Annotated in this window: 1 protein-coding gene; it reads right to left on the reverse strand. The window is 74.0% G+C overall.

The window, feature by feature from the left end; genetic code table 11:
* Positions 1–56: 56 nt before the first annotated feature.
* Positions 57–20,045: a DUF6531 domain-containing protein gene (locus IF06_RS0100845; protein WP_030268271.1), complete on the reverse strand. Its 19,989-nt coding sequence runs from the start codon at positions 20,043–20,045 to the stop codon at positions 57–59.
* Positions 20,046–20,057 lie beyond the last annotated feature (12 nt).

A 20,057-nucleotide genomic window follows, 5' to 3' on the forward strand; every position in this document is an offset into this window, starting at 1 on the left:
GTTCGTCTGACGGGATGCCCGCCCCGGCCGCCGTGACGGCCGGGGCGGGCGGCGGGTCACCGCCGGGGTACTGGAGCGGTGTGCGGTTCCGGCAGGGAACCGCCGGACGAGGTGGACATTGTGGCGCCGCTCGCCACCCGGCCGGCGGCGTCGTGCTCCAGCCGGGCCTGCGAGCCGCCGTCCTCGGCCGGGACGACCCGGCCCGCAGCGTCGTACGCGATGCGCGTCACCGACTCGCCGGTGCGCCGTTCCACCACCCGGCCGAGCAGGTCGTACGTGTAGTGCGTGACCTCGCCGGCCGCGTCGGTGCGCTCGACGAGCTGCCCGGCGGCGTCGTAGACGTACCGCTGGGTGCGGCCGTCGAAGTCGGTCTCGGACACCATCCGCCCGTTCGGGTCGTACGTGTAGCTCCACGTCGCACCCGCCGGGTTGGTGACACGCACCAGCCGCAGCTCGGTGTCGTACGCGTACTCGGTGCGGTTGCCCTCGTCGTCGATCTCGGCCGTGACCAGGTCGAACGCGCCGTACTCGCGGATCGTCCGGCGGCCCGTGGCGTCGACCCACTCGACCAGGTTGCCCTCGCCGTCGTAGAGGAACTCCTCGACCGAACCGTCCGGGTTCTCCCGCCAGGCCAGGTCACCCTCCAGCGTCCAGCCGAACTCGGTGAGACCGGTGTCGTCCTGGATGCTGAACAGGCGGCCGAGCGCGTCGTAGGTGTACTCCGTCTCGCCCTGCCCGGTGCTCACCGCGGTGATCTGCCGGGCCGGGTCGTGCACGACGGCGGTCGGTCCGACGTGGGTGGTCGTGCCCCGGCCGTCGGCGGCCGGCTGCTCGTACCGGACCACCTCACCGGAGGCGTCCACCTCGGCGATCAGCAGGCCGTCCGGGCCGAACTGGCGGTTGCGGGTGCTGCCGTCGAAGTCGGTCCAGGACACCGCGCGACCGAGTTCGTCGTACGTGGTGACGGACCGGCTGCCGTCCGGCCGGGTGACCGCGACCAGCCGCCCGTACGCGTCGTACTCGCTCGCGGTGGTGCGGCCCAGCGGGTCGGTCGTGGACCGCAGGCGGTACGCCTCGTCCCAGACGTTACGCGTGGTCGCGCCGAGCGCGTCGGTCTCCGCGACCACCTGGAATCGGTCGTTGAGCTCGTATACGCGCACCGCGCCGAGCGAGTCGGTCACCACCGTACGGCCCGGCTGGTAGTCGAACCGGTAGCGCAGGTAGCCGCCCTTGCCGTCGGTGGCGACGCACCGGCCGGCCTCGTCGTAGGTGTACGTGTACCACTCGCCGTTGCGGTCCTCCCATCGCACCAGCCGCCCGTCGGCGTACGTGAAGCGCTCGGGGTCGCCCGAGGAGTTCGTCACCTCGATCAGGTTGAGGTCGCCGTCGTAGCCGAACTGCGACGCCGCCATCAGGTCACCCGCCGCGTTGGGCAGCGAGACCATCGTGACCAGTCCGGCGGACGAGGTGAACGCGATGGTGGCCCCGGTGGACGACAGCAGCTGCGTCGGCGTACCCCGGCGGTCGCGGTGGATCGTCCAGCGGACGCCGCCGTCGGTGACGTCGGTGAGCAGCGACTCGGTGCGCGACGCCGCGGCGAACAGCAGGCTGCGGCCGGACGTCGGATCGGTCAGCAGCCACCCGCCGCCCACCAGTCGGCGCAGCGGCAGCGTCCGGCCGGTCTCCGGCTGCGCCACCTCACCCTCCGCCGGTAGCGGGTAGGTGAGCAGCGAGCCGTCGGCGGCCAGGTACCGGACCTGCTCGCCGTCGACGATGATCCGCTGGTCGAGCGTGGAGGCCCAGGCCCGGCCGAACGACCGGCCCCACCGGTAGTCGGAGCGGTAGGTCCGCTCCAGCGTGAGCCCCGGCATCACGGCGTCGGTGTGGGTGAGGATCATCCGGCCGGTGGTGACGTCGATCGGGTCACCCACGGTCGGCGTCTCCGCGGTGGTCTTCGCCACCGCCTCGGGCGCCACCCCGGCGAACGTCTCGGTGGTCGGCGAGAAGTCCGTCATGTCCACGTCGGAGTCGCTGTCGCGGACCGAGGCCATGTCGACGTCGCTGTCGGCGTCGCGGACCGAGGCCATGTCGACGTCGCTGTCGGCGTCGCGGACCGAGGCCATGTCGACGTCGGAGTCGGCGTCGCGGACCGAGGCCATGTCCACGTCGCTGGACGGGCCGGGCACCGGGTCGCTGGTCCGGATCAGGACGACGGAGCCGTCCGGTCCGATCTGCGGCAGCGTCGCCAGACCGGGCACCTGCGAGTCCTCGAACGTCACCCGGCCCCGCGAGTCCTTCGACACGTTCACCACGTGGCCGACGGTGCCGGGACCGCCCGTGCGGAAGCCGACGATGCCGTTGGTGCCGTTCGGCATGGCGCCGAGCGCGTCCACCAGCCCCTGGAGGGTGCCGACCTCCTCGGTGGTGCGCCCCGGGTACTGCTTCTGGAGGTCGCTCAGCTCCCTCGGCTGCGTCTGCGACGGGATCTGGGTGATCAGCCCGGACTGCTTGTAGCTGTCGACCGCCATCGTGAGCGTGATGCAGTCGTTCTGGTTGCCGGCGTCGCGGGACTGGTGGATCTGCCGCAGGTGCCGCCGGTCCGCGTCGTTGAGCGTCTCGAGGTCGGCGGCGGTGTTGGCCGTGCCGCCGTGCGAGTTCGCCGCCATGATCTGCAACGTCGACCCGTTGCTCAACGGGACGTCCCGGGACAGCGCGTCCCGGAAGGTGTCGAGGATCCGGTTCTGTGCCTGCGGGTCGCCCTGCGCCGCTGCCAGCTGCTCGGCCAGCGGCGTCGTGGTGTCCGCCTGCGTCGCGGCAGAGGCGGTGCCGATGCTGACCGGGCCGGTCTGCTGCCCCTGGAAGCCGTACTCCTGGCGACGGCCTCGCCGGTGGCTGCTGCCGCTGGGGCGGCTCCGGTCCCGCGGGCTGCGCGACCGGTCGCTGCGGTCACGGCTGCCGCTCGGCTCGCCGTCGACGGCGAACGCGTGCGTCGTGGTCCGCTGCGGCCTGCGTGTACCGGTGATCAGCTGATCGGGCCGGGGCCGCTGCGACGGCGGAACGTAGTCCTCCTCGCTGGCGTAGCCACGACGGGCGGGGCCGTACCAGTGACCGACGTTCTCCCAGTAGTGCTGTGCGCGTTCGCTCCTCGCCAGTGAGTGGATCTCCTGGAGCGCGTTCGCCGCCTCGTGGCGCTCCTGGGCGTAGCCACGGGCCTGCTCCGCGAATGTGACCACGGTGGCGAACTCCCGGCCGGCGGCGCTGGTGATGGAGTCCAGCGCCGTGAACCCACGGAGGTAGTTCGCGATCTGGCCGGCGGTCCGGCGACCGCCGTCTGCCTCCGCGCCGATCCGGTCGCCGAGGCCGGTCCCCTCCGCGTTGTTGTACGGGCGGTTGCCGACCATCGGCTCGTTGAAGTGACCGTCCCGGTTGCTCCGCGGCCCGGTACGCGGGCGGTGCCCGGTGCTCGCGTACAGGTCGGAACGGATGCTCTGGTAGCTCTGGTACGCCGTCGAGGACGTGTCGGCCAGCGTCGTCTGCGAGGCGAAACCGACAGTGTCGAACCAGGCCTGGGCCTGCGCGGTGACCTGCCCGACCGGTGTGCTCAGCGGCGGCGGCGACGGGGTGTCGCGCTCCACGTACTCGTAGGTGACGGTGCCGTCCGGGTTGCGCCTGGCCTCCCGCACCCAGGTCGGCATGCCGTAGAGCGCGCTCGGCGGTGGCGGCGCCGCGTTCGTGGGCAGGCTGCTGGGCGTCTGGTCGGAGGGCGCGGCGAGCGCCGGCTCCACAGCGGCCAGCGGGTGCGGCGTCGTCGGAGCGGGCGTGCAACTGGTCAGGCCCAGCGGGTCGGCCACGGTCAGCGGGTTGCTGACGTACGCGGTCGGGTTCGGCCCGCCGGACAGGCCCAGCGGATCGGGGCTGACGTACCGGCCGGTGGCCGGGTCGTAGTAGCGGAACCGGTTGTAGTGCAGGCCGGTCTCGGCGTCGACGTACTGGCCGGGGAAGGCCAGCGGCGTCGCGGTCCGGTCCGCGCCGCGTCCCCACAGGTCGCCCCGCGACCACCAGCGCAGCCCGCCGCCCGGCTCGACCAGGTGGGTCGGGGTGCCGATGGTGTCGGTGATCACCGCGCGGAGCGTGCCGTCGTCGGTCTGCGCGACCGGCACCGCCGCGTCCGGACGGTAGTCCCACGTGGTCGTGGTGGTGGCGCCGGCGGCGTCGCGGTGCGTCTGCTCCAGCATCAGGTCACCGGACCAGGCGAACGACACCTCCTCCAGCACCCGGTCGCCGTCGCCGAGACGCTGCTTGGCGATACGCCGGCCGAAGCCGTCGTAGCGGTAACGCCAGCGGTCACCGCCGGGCGTGACGGCCAGGACCAGCTGGTCCTCGGCGTCCCACTCGAAGCGCCACGCGCCCGCGTCGTCGACCCGGCCGGTGAGGCGGCCCTTCGCGTCGTAGGAGAACGTCGCGTCGTCGGAGCGCACGAGCATGGTGCCGGTGAACTCCCAGCGCCCGCCACCGGCGCCGACCAGGTTGCCGGCCTCGTCGTAGTCGTACCGCTGCGGGACGTCGCCGTCGACGGCCCGGACGCGGCCGGTGTCGTCGGCGGTGAACGTCAGGTCGCCGGCGAGCGAGTCGGCGATCGCGGTGACCCGGTCGGCGGCGTCGTAGGTGTAGCGGCGCTCGGCGGCGTCGGCGATGTGCTGCCCGGTGAGCCGCCCGGCCGCGTCGAAGGTCTGCCGCAGCGCGACCAGGCCGCCGACGGTCCGGCCGATCTCCCGGCCGGCGTCGTCGTGGGTGAAGCCGAGCAGGTGCTCCCCGGCGGTCAGGCTCTCCGGGCGGCCGTCGGCGTCGAACGTCCAGCGGCTCGACCGGCCCGACGGCGTGGTGCGCGCCTCGACCGCGCCGGAGGCGGTGTACGAGGTGCGCACGGTCCGGCCGTTGATCGTCTCGGACAGCACCCGGCCCTCGGCGTCGCGGGTGAACCGCACCTGCGCGTCCGGGCTGAGCACTGCCGCCACGTGGCCGTCGGCGTCGTACTCGACGCGGGTGACGGCGTCGCCGACCCGGCGTTCCACGACCCGGCCCCGCGCGTCCCAGCGGTAGCGGGTGACGGTGCCGGCGGCGTCGGTGTGCGCGACCAGCCGGCCCGCCTCGTCGTGCTCGTAGCGCTGGGTACGGCCGTCGAAGTCGGTCTGCCCGCACAGCCGGCCTGCCGCGTCGTACTCGTAGTGCCACGTCCGGCCCGCCGGATTCGTCACCCCGATGAGCCGTAGTTCCGTGTCGTACGTGAACTCGGTGCGGTTCCCCGCCTGATCCACCCGTGCCGTGGGTAGATCGAAGGGGCCGTACTCGAAGCTCACCGCCCTTCCTGATGCGTCGATGACGTCCACCAGATTCCCTTCACCGTCGTAGAACCACCGTTGCGTGGAGCCGTCCGGGCGGACCCGCCACGCGAGATCCCCCTCGGCGGTCCAGCCGTACGTCGTGACCGCGCCGTCCGGGGCCCGGGTCGCCCGGACCCGTCCGAGCGCGTCGAACTCGATGTCGTCCGCGGGCGCGGGCGGGCGCGGCGGGACCGGGTGGGTCGAGCCGTCCGGAAGGGTGAGCGTGCGCGCCTCGTGGTCGAAGCGGGTGACGCGACCGAGCGGGTCGGTGCGCGACAGCAGCCGGTGCGCCGTGTCCCACTCCTGCCGGACCGTCGCGCCCAGCGGGTCGACGATCGCGGTGACCAGGTGGCGCTCGTCGAACTCGTACCGGGTCACCTCGCCCAGCGAGTTCGTCACGTGCGTGACGCCGTCGTCGTACCGCAGGGAGTAGCGCAGGACGTCGCCGCCGCCGCCGGCCCGGACGCAGCGGCCCGCCTCGTCGTAGTCGTAGCCGAACCACTCGCCGTTGCGGTCCTGCCAGCGCACGAGCCGGCCCGCGTCGTCGTAGCGCAGCCGCGTCTCGTGGCCGGAGGAGTTGCGGACCTCGACCAGGCGCCGCCTGTCGTCGTAGCCGAAGGAGGGGAGGTGGACGGTGCCGTCGGCGGCGCGGACGTGTGCGCCGACGACCAGGCCGCCGGTCAGGTGCGGCACCACGACCGGGCCGGACGCGGAGAGCAGCAGGCCGGGCGTGCCGTCGGCGGAGCGTTCGATCCGCCACCCGGTGCGGTCGGTGACCACGTCGGTGAGCCAGGAGTCGCCGTGCGCGTCGGCCGGCGCGAACAGCAGCGACCGGCCCGGCTCGGTGAGCAGCCAGCCGCCGCCGGTCAGCCGGCGCAGCGGCCCGCCGGGGCCGGCGACCGGCAGCGCCTCGTCGCCCTCGGCCGGCATCGGGTACGTGTGGATCGAGCCGTCGGCGGCCAGGAACCGCGCGTACGTGTCGTCGGTGACGACGCGCTGGTCCAGCGTGGAGGCCCAGGTCGGGCCGAAGCAGCGGCCCCACCGGTAGTCGGAGCGGTGGGTCCGTTCCAGGGTGAGCCCCGGCAGGCGGGCGTCGACCTCGGTGTAGAGGACCCGGCCGGTGGTGACGTCGACCGGGTCGCCGACCACAGGGGCCTGCGCGGTGGGCGTGGCCACCTCGGCGGCGGGCACGTCCACCGGCGGAGCCGGTGCCGGTGGTGGCGGGGCCACCTCGGCCTCGTGCGCACGGTAGGCGTCCCACCAGGCGTTCTCGGCCTCCGTCACGGACTGCTCGGCCTCGGCGGCGGCGTCGGCGTCCGCGTCCGTCCGGGAGGCCAGGCCGTCCAGGCGGGCCGCCGCCGCCGACAGCTTCTTCGCCGCGTCGGCGACGGCGAGCGCGGACGCGCGCAGACCGGGGGAGAGGTCCCGGCCGATGACGTCCCGGGCCGCCGCCTCGTCCAGCCGGACCACGAAACCGCCGGGCACCCGGACCTCCGTGCCGGCCCGGTGCCTGCCTGCGGCGTCGCGGGAACGCGCGACGAAACGGAACTCGACGTCGTACTCGACCGCGGCGGTGAGCTTGTCGTCCGGGTCGGTGCGCCGGGCCGGCTTGCCGGTCGTGCTGACCGAGACCTTGCCCTCGTCCTTCACCTGGGCGCCCGGGTCGGTCCGGTAGAGCTGCTGCTCGACCAGCGTGGCCGCGTTGACGGCGGCGAAGTCCTGCCGCTCGCCCACCCGGCTCGCGCCGCCCGGATGGCCGACGCCGCCGACGACGAGCGGCCCGGCCGTCTTCAGCGCGAACGAACGTCCGGCGGTCTGCTCGTACTCGGTGTCCGCGGCGCGCTTCGCCGAGCCGCCGATCTTCACCGTGGCGTCCGCGCGCAGGAGCTTCGGGCGGGCCACCAGCCGGGCGTCGAGGAACAGGTCGCGGCCCAGCCCGGCCGGCATCGGCAGCGGGAACGCGCCGTTCAACATCGCCGGCAACGCCTTGATCCGGCTCACGGTCAGTGTGTCGCGCAGCGCCGCGTCGACGTCCCTGCCGGGTGCGGCGCCGGAGGCGACGAGCGCCTGCCGGGCCGCATCGTGCAGGCCGGGCAGGTCGACCAGGACGTCCTCGACGGCGAACCGGCCCGGCTCGGGCAGCCGGTCGAAGCCGGCCTCCTCGCGCCATCGCCGCCGGCCCTCGTCGGTGGTCTGCCCGGCGGCGACCGGTGTGACCGGGCCGGACGGGGCCAGTTTCCTGCCCTCGGTCGCCGAGTACGTGGTGACGTCGTGGACCGCGTGGACCGACACGCCGCCCTCGGGCAGCCCGCGCCCGGTGACGGTGACGGTCAGGCGGACCGCCCCGCGGTAGGTGGGCACCGGGCCGGACACGGTCAGCGACTGCTCGTACGTGCGGCCGGTGCGCTCGATCGCCTTGGTGGCCTGGTTGCCGAGGGCGGCGGTGCCGGTGAGACCGGCGGCGACGGTGCCGGAGGCCGGGCCGTGCCCGGTGGTGCGGGTGGCGTCGTCCTGAACCCGGTCGGTCTCGGTGCCCTGCGCACGTCCGGTCAGCGTGACCTGCGCCGCCGTCCGCGACGTCGTGCGGGTCTGCGCCTCGCCGACGACCGCGCGGTCGGTGACGGACAGTTCGTCGACAAGGTCGATGCCGGTGAAGCTCGGCTCGCCCACCGGCTCGGCGGTGAGCGTGACGTCGTACGTGGCGCCCCGGAAACGCCGCTCCAGCCGTACCGTCTCGCTCCGGCCGCCGTTGAGCGCGTCGGCCAGGTGCAGGTGGGCGGCGCCGAGGAAACCGGTGCTGCCGAGCCCTCGGACCGGGTCGTCCGGGCCGCGGTCCCGGGTGGACGGCAGGATCGCCTGGGCGAGCTCCTCGCTCGACTCCCGCGCCAGGGCACGCCGCAGGTGCGGGATGCGATCGGTGAGGTCGATGTGGGTGGTGACGCCGCCGATGCCGAGGGACCGTTCCGGTCCGGCCCGGAACTCCGGTTGTGCCGCGTGGGCCGGTGCGCCGGGGCCGGCGGCGTCCTCGTTCTGCCGCTGCTGTGCCTCGCGTACCAGGTCGCGTTCCCGCTGCTGCTGTTCGGCCTGCTCGGCCCGCTCCCGCTCCTGCGCCGTCCGCAGCGCGTCCGTGGCCGCCTCGTGCGCCGCGGCCAGATCCTCGCGTTCGCGCCGGTGGCGTTCCTGGAGATCGGCCAGGTAGTCGTCGGCGAGCTGCCGGCCCGCCGGGCTGATGCGGCGGTCCCGCCGGACCCGGTCCACGTAGGCCTGCACGTCACGCAGGTCGGTGTGCTGCCGCCGCAGCAGGTTCCCGAGTTCCGTGGCCTGTTCGCGCGCCATCCGGGCGAGCTGCTCGCGCTGCTCGGCGCGGAGCGTCTCGGCGTTCTCGGCGTGCCGCAGGTGCAGCCGCACGTCGGCGGTGCCGTGCCGGCGGGCGCGGTCGCGGTCCTGGAGTCGTTTCAGCTCCGCCGGGGTCATCCGCATGACGACAGCGCCGGGCAGGGTGAGCCGCCGGCCGGCCCGCCGGGCCGGTGTGCCGGGCCAGCGGCCCAGCGGACGCAGGTTGCTGTCGTGCCGGGCCTCGGCGACCACCTCGGCCTCGACGTCCACCCGCACCAGCAGCTCGCGTTCGGCCCGGCCACCGCCGAGACGCAGCTTGGAGACCCCGGAGGCGCTGCGCTCGCTGATCCGGCCCCACGCCCGCCGCCACGGTGTGACGGACAGGATGACAGCGCCCCCGGGCCGGCCGGTGCTGCCGCCGTGGTCGGCGACCGGCCCGCTGACCGACGCGACGCCGGTGCCGGAGACGCTCACCTCGATCGCCCGCGCGTCGGTGGTCTTGCGGGCGGTGCCGCTGGCGAAGGTCCGCTTGACGCGCGCGAACTCGGCGCCGTCGAGCACCGCCGGGTTGGTCGGGCGCAGCCGTACCCGCACGTCGGCGCGGGCGTCGGCGGCCCGGCGGCCGTGCCACAGGTTGCTCAGCGCCAGCGGGCGGCTGAACAGCTCGGCGTCACCGGTGAGGCGCTCGGGCGACAGCTCGTCGGCGACCACAGTGGAGATCCGGCCGTCCTCGGCGGCGTAGATGTCGTCCCGGGCGGCCTCGCGCAGCGTCTCGACCACTGCGTCCTGCAACCGGTCGGCGCAGACGAACGACTCCACCCGGCGTCCGTCGAGGTCGTGCGGCCCGCCGGTCATCCGGCTCAGCGGCGGCGGGTACGCCATGGTCTCCACGTCGCGGGGGACCGGGCTGGGCTCCGCGCCGGGGCGCTGCCGGGAGACCCGCGACTCCGGGACGAGCATGCGCACGTCGAGGCGGTGCGTGCGGGGGCGCTGCGCTGATGCGGCTACGACGGTGGGCACGTCCCGGCCGTACGTGCCGAGGGAGAGCTGCCGGCCCGCCTGGTTGACCCGCACCGTGGACGTGGTGGTGACGGTGAGGTCGAGGGTGGCGGCGAACTCGCGCAGCCGTACCCCGGTGGGCTTGCCCTCGTCGTCGAGCGCCGGCCCGTGGTCGCTCTCGGTGGACTGCCCGCCGGTGACGGCGCTCTCGTCGGTGGTGCCCCAGGTGACCGCGGCGCGCGGTCCGCCGAGCAGCGTCGAGGCGGCCTGACCGAGCGGACCCAGGATGCGTGGCTCCAGGCTCAGCTCGGCCGACCGGCTGTCGTCGCGGGCGCTGGTGACTGTGGACCTGGCGGTCCGCTTGGCGGCGGTGCCGATCTTGTCGTGGTCGAGCAGGTCGCCGTCGGACACCTCGCCGAGGCTGCCCTTGATCGTCACCACCGTGACGTGGTCGTGGAACGTGCCGGTACGGATCAGCGGGATCTTCAACCCCGGGCCGACGATCCGGTCCGCCAGGTGGCGCAGCTGGTCGGGGGAGAGCTGCGTGCGCAGGTCGGTGGCCCGGGTCAGTGCCGCCTGAAGCTCGGGGGTCAGTCCGTCGGCGAGCTGCTGGTCGCCGAAGTGCCGCAGCGTCTCGTCGCGGGTGGCCAGGCGGAACCGGTCGTGACCGGGCACCGACCGCACCGCGTCGGCGACCGTCTCGTACAGGCTCCGGTCGCCGACCCGGGTCAGGTACGCGCCGCCGAACGACTCGCCCCGCTCGATGCGCGCCGGTGCGAAGTGGGTCCGGTCGGTGCCGCGCCGTCCGCGCCACTCCCGGCCGTCCGGGTCGAGGGCGGTGCCGGGCAGCCGGTCGCCGGTGGTCCACTGGAGCGCGTCGACGGAACCGGACAGCATCCGCGGCGCGCGGCCCAGGACGCGCACCTGGACGCCGTACTCGACCCGGTAGCGGACGCCCGGCGCGGTGCCCGTCACCGTCTGCTTGCCGCCGGTCCGCTCGGTGATCGTCCGGGTGGCGCCACGCTCCCGGCCGCCGCCGACCCGCGGCCCGACGACCAGGCTCAGCGGCGCGGCGTCCACTCCGGCGCCGGCGAGGCCCCACAGCCCCCACTGCCGCTTGGTGGCGGCGGCGCTCGTGCTCTCGGCGGCGAGCGCGGACGTGTCGACGTGCGTGAGCCCGTCGACCCGCTCCACCTCCTCGACGTGCCGGGCGACCAGGCGGACCTCGACCTGCCGGGCGCGGCCCGGGAAGAAACGCCGCCAGCCGCTGCGCGCGGCGCGCGGCAGCGAACCCGACCGGACCCAGCCGTCGTGGACGTTCGCCGGGTCGGTGACCACCATCGCCGGCAGGCTGCCGGAGAACGTCGCGTCGCTGAGCAGCTTCTGCATCACCGGGCGGCCGGGCGCGCCGATCCGGACGAGGTCGGCCATGCCGTCCTCGGCAAGGATCGCCTCCACCTGGTCGAAGAACGTGGCGCCCGGATCGGCCGGCCGGCTGCGTACGCTCTCCACCCCGAACCGGGCCGGCACGGGCGCGCCGAGCGCACGGTCCGCGGCGGCCGGCGCTGTCGCGTCTGCCGTCCGCAACCCCGTGTGTACGGCGAGAGCGACGCTGCCGGAGGTCTCGACCGGTTCGACGGCGGGACGGCCGGGCCGCACGAGCCTTGCGACGAACCGGATCGGCACCGTCACCTCGGTCAGCCCGGTGACCTTGACAGTGGTGGTGGACGTGTACGTGTCCTTGTGGGCGGCGGAGTGCTCGGTGGTGGGCGCCGTCGGCACCGACCCGCCGATCCCGACGACGACACCGGGTATCGCGGTGACTGTCACCTTCGGCTCGACCCGCCGGTCCCGGTTGTGGCGCAGCGTGTGGGTGAGGTTCTCCCGGTTCTTGGCGGAGACCTTGCGCGGGTCGTCGTGGGCCCGGTCCACTGTGAGCGCGTCCCAGTCGAGGACGGCGGTGACCCGCAGCTCGGCCGGCCGCCCGTCGATCGTGACCGGGTACGGGCGGCCCTCGCCGAGGAACTGGTCCACGTCGTCGCGGCTGTCCGCCTCCACGGCGGCGACCACGTCGTCGGACAGGCCGGGGTCGAGGGTCCGCAGCGCCGCGCCGAGCGCCGCGTTCTCGGTGGCGCGCAACTGTTCGGCGAGGCCGAGGGTGCGGCTGTCCCGCAGGTAGGAGGGCAGGCCCCGGCGTACCGCGTCGGGCGACGGCAGCGGCGCGGTGGTCTCGGTGGCCGACGACGTCTCGCCCGCGGTGTCCTCCGCGGCGGTGGTCTCTTCTGCGGCGGTCTCTTCTGCGGTGGTGGTGTCGTCGGCGGCCGACCGGGTGGCCGGGTCGCCGGCCGGCGTGGACGTGGCGAGCCCGTCGTCGCTGTCGTCGCTTCTGTCGTCGTCGAAGCCGCCGTCGAAGCCTCCGTAGCCGTCGTCGTCGCCGAACAGGTCGAAGCCGCCGGAATCGCTGTCACTGTCGCTGTCGGTGTCGCTCGCCGGGGCCGACGGAGGTGGCACATGGCGTGCGTAGGTGACGTGACCGGACGGGTCGATCGTGCGGAGCAGCTCCAGCCGTCCACGCGGCCGGGCGCCGACCACCGGGTAGTCGCGCGGCGTCCCGGCCGGGTCGTCGTACACGACGAGGTGCACCTGGGTGCCGCGGGCGGCGGCGAACTCGACCACGTCGTGCGCGTTGGCGATGCGCTGCCGTTCGGCGTCGTCGACCGGCGTGTCGCGGCGTCGCCCCCCGGGGTCGGGGGCGAGTACGGCCCGGACGAAGTGGCCGTTGTCGTACGTGTTGCGCTGCCGCATCGCCGCGGCCTCGTCGAGACTCATCGTGTCCCGGCCGGCGTGCAGCGTGCTCATCCGCAGGGCGTCGGCGTCACCGTCGGGCAGCGCGGCGGCGATCGCGTCGTAGAGGGAGCCGGACTGCCGGCCGAGCCCGCCACGGTCGGCGACGGCGGTGGCGGCGGCGAACTCCTGCTGGATGGTCCCGGAGTCGTTCGACGTCGCGACGAGGTGCGCGGCGACGAGGCGCTGGCTGTCCGGCAGGCCCACGGTCCGGGCCGGCCGTGCCGGGTCCAGGTCGGGGTCGAACTCGGGTGGGACGTCCGGCGCCGTGGTGGTGTCCGGCGCCGGCAGCGAGACGGCGGTGACGTACCTGTTGTGTGGTTGCGCGCCGAGCTGCCGCAGCTGCTGCGGCGTGAGCGTCTGCTGCCACGTCCACGACGGGCCGGGCACCACGTCGGTGGGCGCGGCGAACGGCTTCGGGGCGGCGAGGTCCGGCCTGCGCAGTTCGGCCCGGTACTCCTTGAAGCCGGTGCCCTCGGTGTAGAACAGCTGCCGGTTGACGTTCGTCGGCACGGCGTGCGACTGCGGCAGGAAGTTGCCGACGGCGAAGTCGGCCGCGAGCCGGGACAGGTCGGTGGGCGTGGCGGCGCCCACGAAGTCCGTCATGAAGGCCAGGTCGCGGTCGGGATGCCTGTTGTTCTGCGAGTCGACTTGGACGTCGACGGTGAGGACGTCCGCCGGCAGACCGGCCGGCGTCGCCGCGCCGTGGGCGACGGCAAGCTCCTCGCCGTACGCCCGGTGCAGGCTCTCGGCCAGCAGGAGGAACTCCGCGCCCGCGTCGCCGAACCGGACCTCGGGCCGGCCCAGGGTGAGCAGGCCGTCGACGAACAGGTTCGGCTCCGGCGAGTACGGCAGCATCGGGTGGACCGTGGCCTGCCGGTCCCGGGACCGCATGTCCTCGTCCACGGCTGTGGTGAAGTCCCGGACGAAGGCGTCCCGCCCGGCCTGCGTGTCGAGCTTGGCGAGGCCGTTGCGCACGGCGGCCAGCTTCTGCTGCTCGGTCGTGCGTTCGCTGCCCGCGGGGAGGCCGGCGATCCTCGCCCGGTGGTCGCGTGCGCGTCGTTCCAGCCGTTCCCGGGTACGCCGGATCAGCTCCTCGGTGTCGCCGACGCGGTATCCGCCGGAGATCATCATGGGCCGGGCCGGTGGCTCGTCCTGCGGTCCGGTCGCGTCCGGGTCGAAGCGGGTCCGGCTGTCGATGCGGTCGAACACGTGGGTGCCGTCGGCCGTCGTCCGGGCGCCCATGTCGAAGTCCTGGATCGACACGTACGGGTAGCGCCGGGCCTCGCCGTCCGGACCGCCCTGCGCGAGGCCCTGGATCGCGGCGACCGTGTCGGGGTCGCGGAGCACCTGGTTGCGGGTGCGGCCGTACGGGAACTTCCCGTTCTTCGTGCCGACCGCGTAGCCGTTGACCGCCACCGGCACGTCGAGGTCCTCGGCGAGCCGGGCGGCCCGGGCGACCGCGTCCCGGAAGGCGAGGTCGGGCACCTCGGCGGTGGTGTTGACGCCGAAGACGAACGCGACTGTGGTGCCCGGGGCGAGTCCCTCGGTGACGGCACGGACCACCTCGGGGATCTGGTCGACGTCGTCGGCGGGCAGCATCGAGTTGACGACGAACCCGATCGGCGCGCCGTCGTCCTTGAGGTCGGCAGTCTCCTGCCGGTAGTTGCCCGGACCGACGTCGCGGGTGTGCCGGGTCAGCTCGTCGAACCGCGCGTTGCGGCCGCCGGGCACCCGTACCGGCTCGAACCGGACCGGCGCCGTCCGGGGCGGCAAGCCGCCACGGTCGGGCGAGAGCACGTCGCGCTGCTGACCGGCGATCCGGTGGACGTTGCGCGCCAGCAACCGCGGATCGTTGCCGGGCTGCCGCGTGGTGGTCGCCATCAGCGAGTTGTCGCCCTGGACGAAGGTGCCGTCCAGGGCGCGGTCCGCCACCGAGTACTCGTCGCGCAGACCGAGGAAGTGCCCGATCTCGTGCGCGAGGTCGAGGTCGGAGGAGTGCGTCGACCAGGTGGTCTGGGTGGTAGGTGACGGAGAGCCGTGCAGCGCCACGACGGCGTGTGCCTCGCTCGGCCGGGTCACGAACTCCACTGTGACGTTGAGCTGATCGGCGCCGATCCGGAAGCCCTGGTTGTAGATCGCGTCGACCGCGTCGCGTACCCGGGTCTCCACGTCCGGCCGGGCATCCGCCGCCGCGTCGTCCCGGGGGTCCAGGAAGACCTTGACCGTGAAGTCCTGCACGTTGCGGTCGCCGAGGTCCAGCACCCGATGGTCGTACGCGATGCGGTTGTCCACCGCGTCGAGGCGCAGGCGGGGCCGGTCGCCCGCCGGAACGGTCAGGCCGGCCTGCTCGTACGAGCGGGCGACCACGTCGGGCACGCGGGTGTCGGGATGGAGCCCACGGTCGATGACGTCGTACGCGCTGGTGTGCGCGATCCGCCGTGGCGCCGTGTCGTGCTGCTCGGCGCGTGCCCGGGCGATCTCGTCGCGGGTCTTGGGCGTGGGGAACCGGTCCGGCAGGACTCCCGGGACGCGCAGGGTGTTGTCGACCGGGGGAGCGCCGGGCGCGGCGTCGGTGCGCGGGCGGGCGTCCGGGTCCAGCGGCAGGCCGGTGACCGTGGCGAGGGCCTGGTCGACCTGGTCGGAGCCGGTCTGGCCGAGCGCGTCCCGCCACCCGTCGAAGTACGTGCGGACACCGCCGTCGTCGTCCTGGACGAAGTCCCGCACCGTGGCGGGGTCGCCGCCGTTCCGCAGGTACTCCGACGCGTTCACGAGCAGGTCGTGGCCGCCCTGGGCGGAGTCGTTCCGGACCGCCGCGGGCTCGTGATCCCACGGCCGGGTGTCACCCACGGATCCGGTCACCGAGAGCGTGGGCTTGCCCGCCGTGAGCGCCTCCTGCCACGTGTTCGCGCCCTCGGTGACCACGAGCGTGGCGCGGTCGCGGAGACCGGCCATCTGCTCCGGTGTGATGCGGGGCAGCGCGGCGACGTGGACGTCGGCGTTGCTCGTGGTGAGGACCCGCTCGTCGTTGCCGAGGACCAGGACGACGGTCTTCCGGCCGGGCCGGGCGGCGGCGGCCAGCCGGTCGACGACCTCCTGGTGCGGGGGAGTGTCAGGCGTGTCGCCGTAGTAGACGAGCACCACGTCGGTGGCGTCGTCGTCGACCACCGTCGCGAGGTCGTCGGCCCCGGGGATCCCGGTGGCGGTGATGACGTCCCGGGCGGCCGGCCGGGTGGAGGGCGGCGGGCGACGGTAGGACGGCACCCCGGTCGAGGTCTCGTCGAGTTCCGCCTCGACCGTCCCGGTGGTGCTGCGGACCTGCCGGGGGAACTGGTCCCACAGGAACGGCTGGAGCGTGACGACGTCGTGGTCCCTGCCACGGGCGGCGTCGCGCAGCGGACCGGCCCACGCCTGCTGGAACCACTCCTGCTTCTGCTCCGCGGTCCACTCCGAGCCGTCGTCGTTCTTCGGTACGTCGACAGCCGGCAGCACCGTCAGCACGTCGCCCTCAGGGAGCAGGCGGGCGGCGAGCTCGTCCATGCGCAGGCTCTGGGTGTTGCCCTGCTCGCGGATCTTCTTCTCGCGGAAACCCTTCTGCCGGTCCACCTGCCACGCCTTGGCCCGTGGCGCGCCGGGCCAGTCCGTCGTCTTCCAGGCTTTCTCATTGGTGCCGGGCGGCCCCTGCGGTCGCATGACGACGTCCATCCCACCGCGGTGGCCGGTCCACTCCCGGTGGAACAGGTCGTACGAGCCCGCCGGTGTCTCGAACTCCTCCTGCCGGCCGAGCTGCTCGGCGTAGAAGGGCGTCTTGTTGCCGGGATAGGTCAGCACGACAGTGCCCCGGTAGCCGGTGGCGGCCAGCCCGTCGAGCATCGCGACCGTCGCGGCCTGGTGTCCCACGCCGGGCGACCCCTGGTCCACGACGTGCACGACGCCGTACTTCTCGTTCAGCCTCTGGCCGACGGGGGTGGGCGAGGGCCTCGGCGCGCGGTGCCGCAGCGTGGCGGGTGAGAGGTCCGTCGGGGTCAGGTCGACGGCCTGAGTCGTGGGACCGGCCGACGGCGGTGGCGGCATGCCGGGTGGTGGCGGCATACCCGGCGGCGGTGACGGTGGGAGCATGCCCGGCATACCGGGTGGCGGTGGCGGTGGTGGCGGCATGCCCGTCATGCCGGGCGGTGGTGGCGGCGGCGGTGGCGGGGCCGGGGCGCGGGACGGGATCTGCGGATTCGGACGCGGGTCCGGCGTCTGGTCGTGCGCCGTCTGCGGCACCGGCAGGTCGCGCACCGGGCCGGCAGTCAGCGCGGCGTCGTGGATCGTCGCCAGATCCTGCGCGGTGAGATAGTCGACCGGCCCGGTCGAGGTCGCGGCCTGCTCCGACGACGTCGGCAGGGCGCCGACGTCGAGGCCCATCACCCCGGGACGGTCGACAGTGGTGAACAGGTGCTCGGGGGCCTGGTGACCCTCCTTGGCCCCGAGGTAGTGCATCACCTCGTGCACCATCACCGAGAGACGGTCCCCGGTGTTCCACAGGTGCTGGTCGGTGCTCACCCCGGTCTCCGAGGTCACCTCGACCGGCGGGTTGCGGCGTGGATCCGCCTGCCAGTCGCGGGTCATACCGTCGCGCCACGGAGGCGTGTCGACGACCAGGTCGATGTGCAGCAGCCGGCCGTCGGGCAGCGTGTACCGGCCGTTGACCATCTCGTCGACGGTGCGCTGAACCGTCTCCGCGAAGTTCCGCAACTCCCGGGGGGACATCTGGTCGTTCTTCGAGACAAGATCCAGGTGTACGTCGAACGACCGGTAGTCCCTGCCGTCGGCGGTGAACTCCCGGGTGGTGAAGTCGATAGTCGTGATCTCGCCGCGCAGCAGGTGCGTGCCGGGGACGACGGTGTCCTTCCAGGGCACGTACCGCTCGGTGCGCAGCCGCTTCGGTTCCGCGCTCGCCTTGGCCTGCCGGAACTGCGGGCTCCGCTCGGCCCGGGTGGTCGCGGCAGGGTCCGCGACGGCGAGCGGCGGCGCTTGCACGCTTCGCGACCCGTCCGGCGTCGGTTCGGCGGTGTCGTCCCGCGCTGCCGTCGGTCCGTCCGGCGTCGGTGCGGTGTCGACGACGCTCGTGTCCGTGGCGTGGTCCGCCACCGTGGCGGCGGTGGCGTCCACCGAGGCGTCCGAGTGGACGTCGTTCGATGCGGCGTCGGTGGTCGGGCCTGGTACCGCGACCGCCTGCTCCCCTGTGGAGGGCGTGCCTGTACCCGGATCGGTGGCCGGGGAGGCGACCACGGCCGGGCCGTCGACCGAGATGCCGTCGACGGGCGCCATCGGTGGCGGGGGCGCGGCGCCGACGACGTCGCGTGGGAGAGCGGTCGGCTGGCCGCTGGTCGTCGACGGCGGCGTACCGGTGGCCGGTGTGCTCGTGGTCGACGTGCCGGTGCTCGGCGCGCTGGTCGGTGGGCTGGTCGACGGCGTGCTCGCAGACGGGGTGCCGGTGCCGGTGCTCGATGCGGTGGTGGTCGGCGTGACGGTGGTCGGCGGTGTGGTGGTGCTCGCGGTGCCGGTGCTCGGTGTGGTGGTGCTCGCGGTGCCGGTGCTCGGTGTGGCCGTGCCTGGCGTGGTGGTTGCCGGTGTGCCTGCGCTCGGTGTGGCGGTGGACGGTGCGGGGTCGGCCGGGACGGCCACCGGGCCGGCAGTGGTGGCAGGCGAGGTCACGGGTGCCGGGGTGTCGGCACCGGCTGTTCCGCCGCTCGACGTCGGAGTGTCGAAACCGGGAAGTCCGCCGCCGTAGGGCGCGGCGACGTCGGCGCCCGCTGCCGGGATGCCGGTCGTGGGCGTACCGGTGCCGGTGCTCGCCGGGTTGCCGCCCGGCGTACCCGTCGAGTCGGCGCGCGGGGCTGTGGCCTCGCCGCCTGCGGCCGGGCCCGGCCCCGTGGCGACACCGCCGACCCCACGCGGGTCGGCGCCGGCGCCCGGACCGGCCGTGCCGGGCCCGCTCGGGGTCTGACCTCCGACGCCGTCGGGGCTCGCGCTGCCGTTCGATACGCCCGCTTGCGACCCGTCGCGGACCTGACCACCGGCGGTCTGACCATCCGCGACTGGACCGCCCGCGGTCTGACCTCCCACGGTTGGACCGCCCGCGGTCTGACCGCCCGCGGTTTGGCCGCCCGGAGTCTGAGTGTCCGGGGTCTGACCGCCCGCAGTTTGGCCGCCCGCGGTCTGACCGCCCGCGCTTTGGCCCTCGGAGGTCTGACCGCCCGGGGTCTGAGCACCCGGGGTCTGGCCGCCCGCGGTCTGGCCCCCGGGAGGCTGGCTGCCCGGAGCGGTGCTTCCGGCGCTGCCCTGACCGGTGCCCTGGTTGCCCGGACCCTGGTCGCCGGAGCCCTGATGCGCCGGCCCCTGACCCCCGGCGTCGCCCGGGCCGGACCCCTGACCGGCACCGCCTCCGGCGACCGGGCCGCCCGAGGGCTGCGGACCCGGGCCGCCGCCCTGACTGCCCGGGCCGGCGGAGGAGCCGGCGGGTGGGGGCACGGGTGGTCCGTCCACGGCCGTGGGCGGAGGCGTGGGAGCGGTGGTCGTGAGGTTCTTCGTCTCGATCGTCGGCGGTGGCGCCCCGGCACCGGCGCCCGGGCCGTAGCTCTGGCCGACCACTGTGGCGTAGTGGTGGGCCATTCCGCCGATCATCGACGACGTCATGGTGGCCCACGGGTTGAAGCCGCCGCCACCGACCATCATGGTGAACAGGCCCTCGAACAGCGTCTCGGCGAGTGCCGACAGCCCTTCCCGCGACAGGACACTGTTGTTGATCTTCGGGAAGAACTTGCCGCCGATCATCTGCACGCCGCTGACGCCCGCGCCGATGAACGCGCCTCCGGCGAACGCCATCGCCAGGTCCTTGTAGTCCAGGGACTTGCGGTTGCCCTCGATGATCTGCGTGACCTGGGCGGCGGCGCTCTGCCAGAGTTCCTCCAGGCCCTCCTGGAACGCCTCCCAGGCCAGCCGCATCAGCATGTTGCGCAGGCGCTGGCGGAACAGGCTGATCAGCGCCCCGACGATCTCCTGACCGATCTTGATCAGGGCGGGCACCGCCGCCGCGCCGAAGCCGGAGGCCAGCGCGATGGCGATCTCCACGACCTGGGTGAAGGCCGCGATGACGATGTTGTACTGGGTGTTCTCCGAGTCCAGCGCGAAGTTGTAGGCCGAGCCGCCCAGTGCCAGCGCGATGTTGCCGCCGGCCGGCACGTTCTTGGTGATACCGACCTGGTACTGCTGGAACGCGTCCATCGCCGGGCCGGACAGGCTCCCGGCCAGCCCGTAGCCGAGGTTGGCGGTCGCGCCCATCCCGTTGAGGATGGTGCTGCTGAGCGCGTACAGCTCGTCGCCCATGGCCCGCAGGGCGGCGGGGTCGGCCTTCGGGTACTCCTCGCCGACGGCGACGAGGATCAGGTCGTACGCCCACTGCCACTGCGGGTCGTTGGGGATGTGGAAGTCGGGCATGTCCTACCGGGC

The sequence above is a fragment of the Micromonospora globosa genome (assembly GCF_000717585.1).
Classification (GTDB): Bacteria; Actinomycetota; Actinomycetes; order Mycobacteriales; family Micromonosporaceae; genus Micromonospora; species Micromonospora aurantiaca.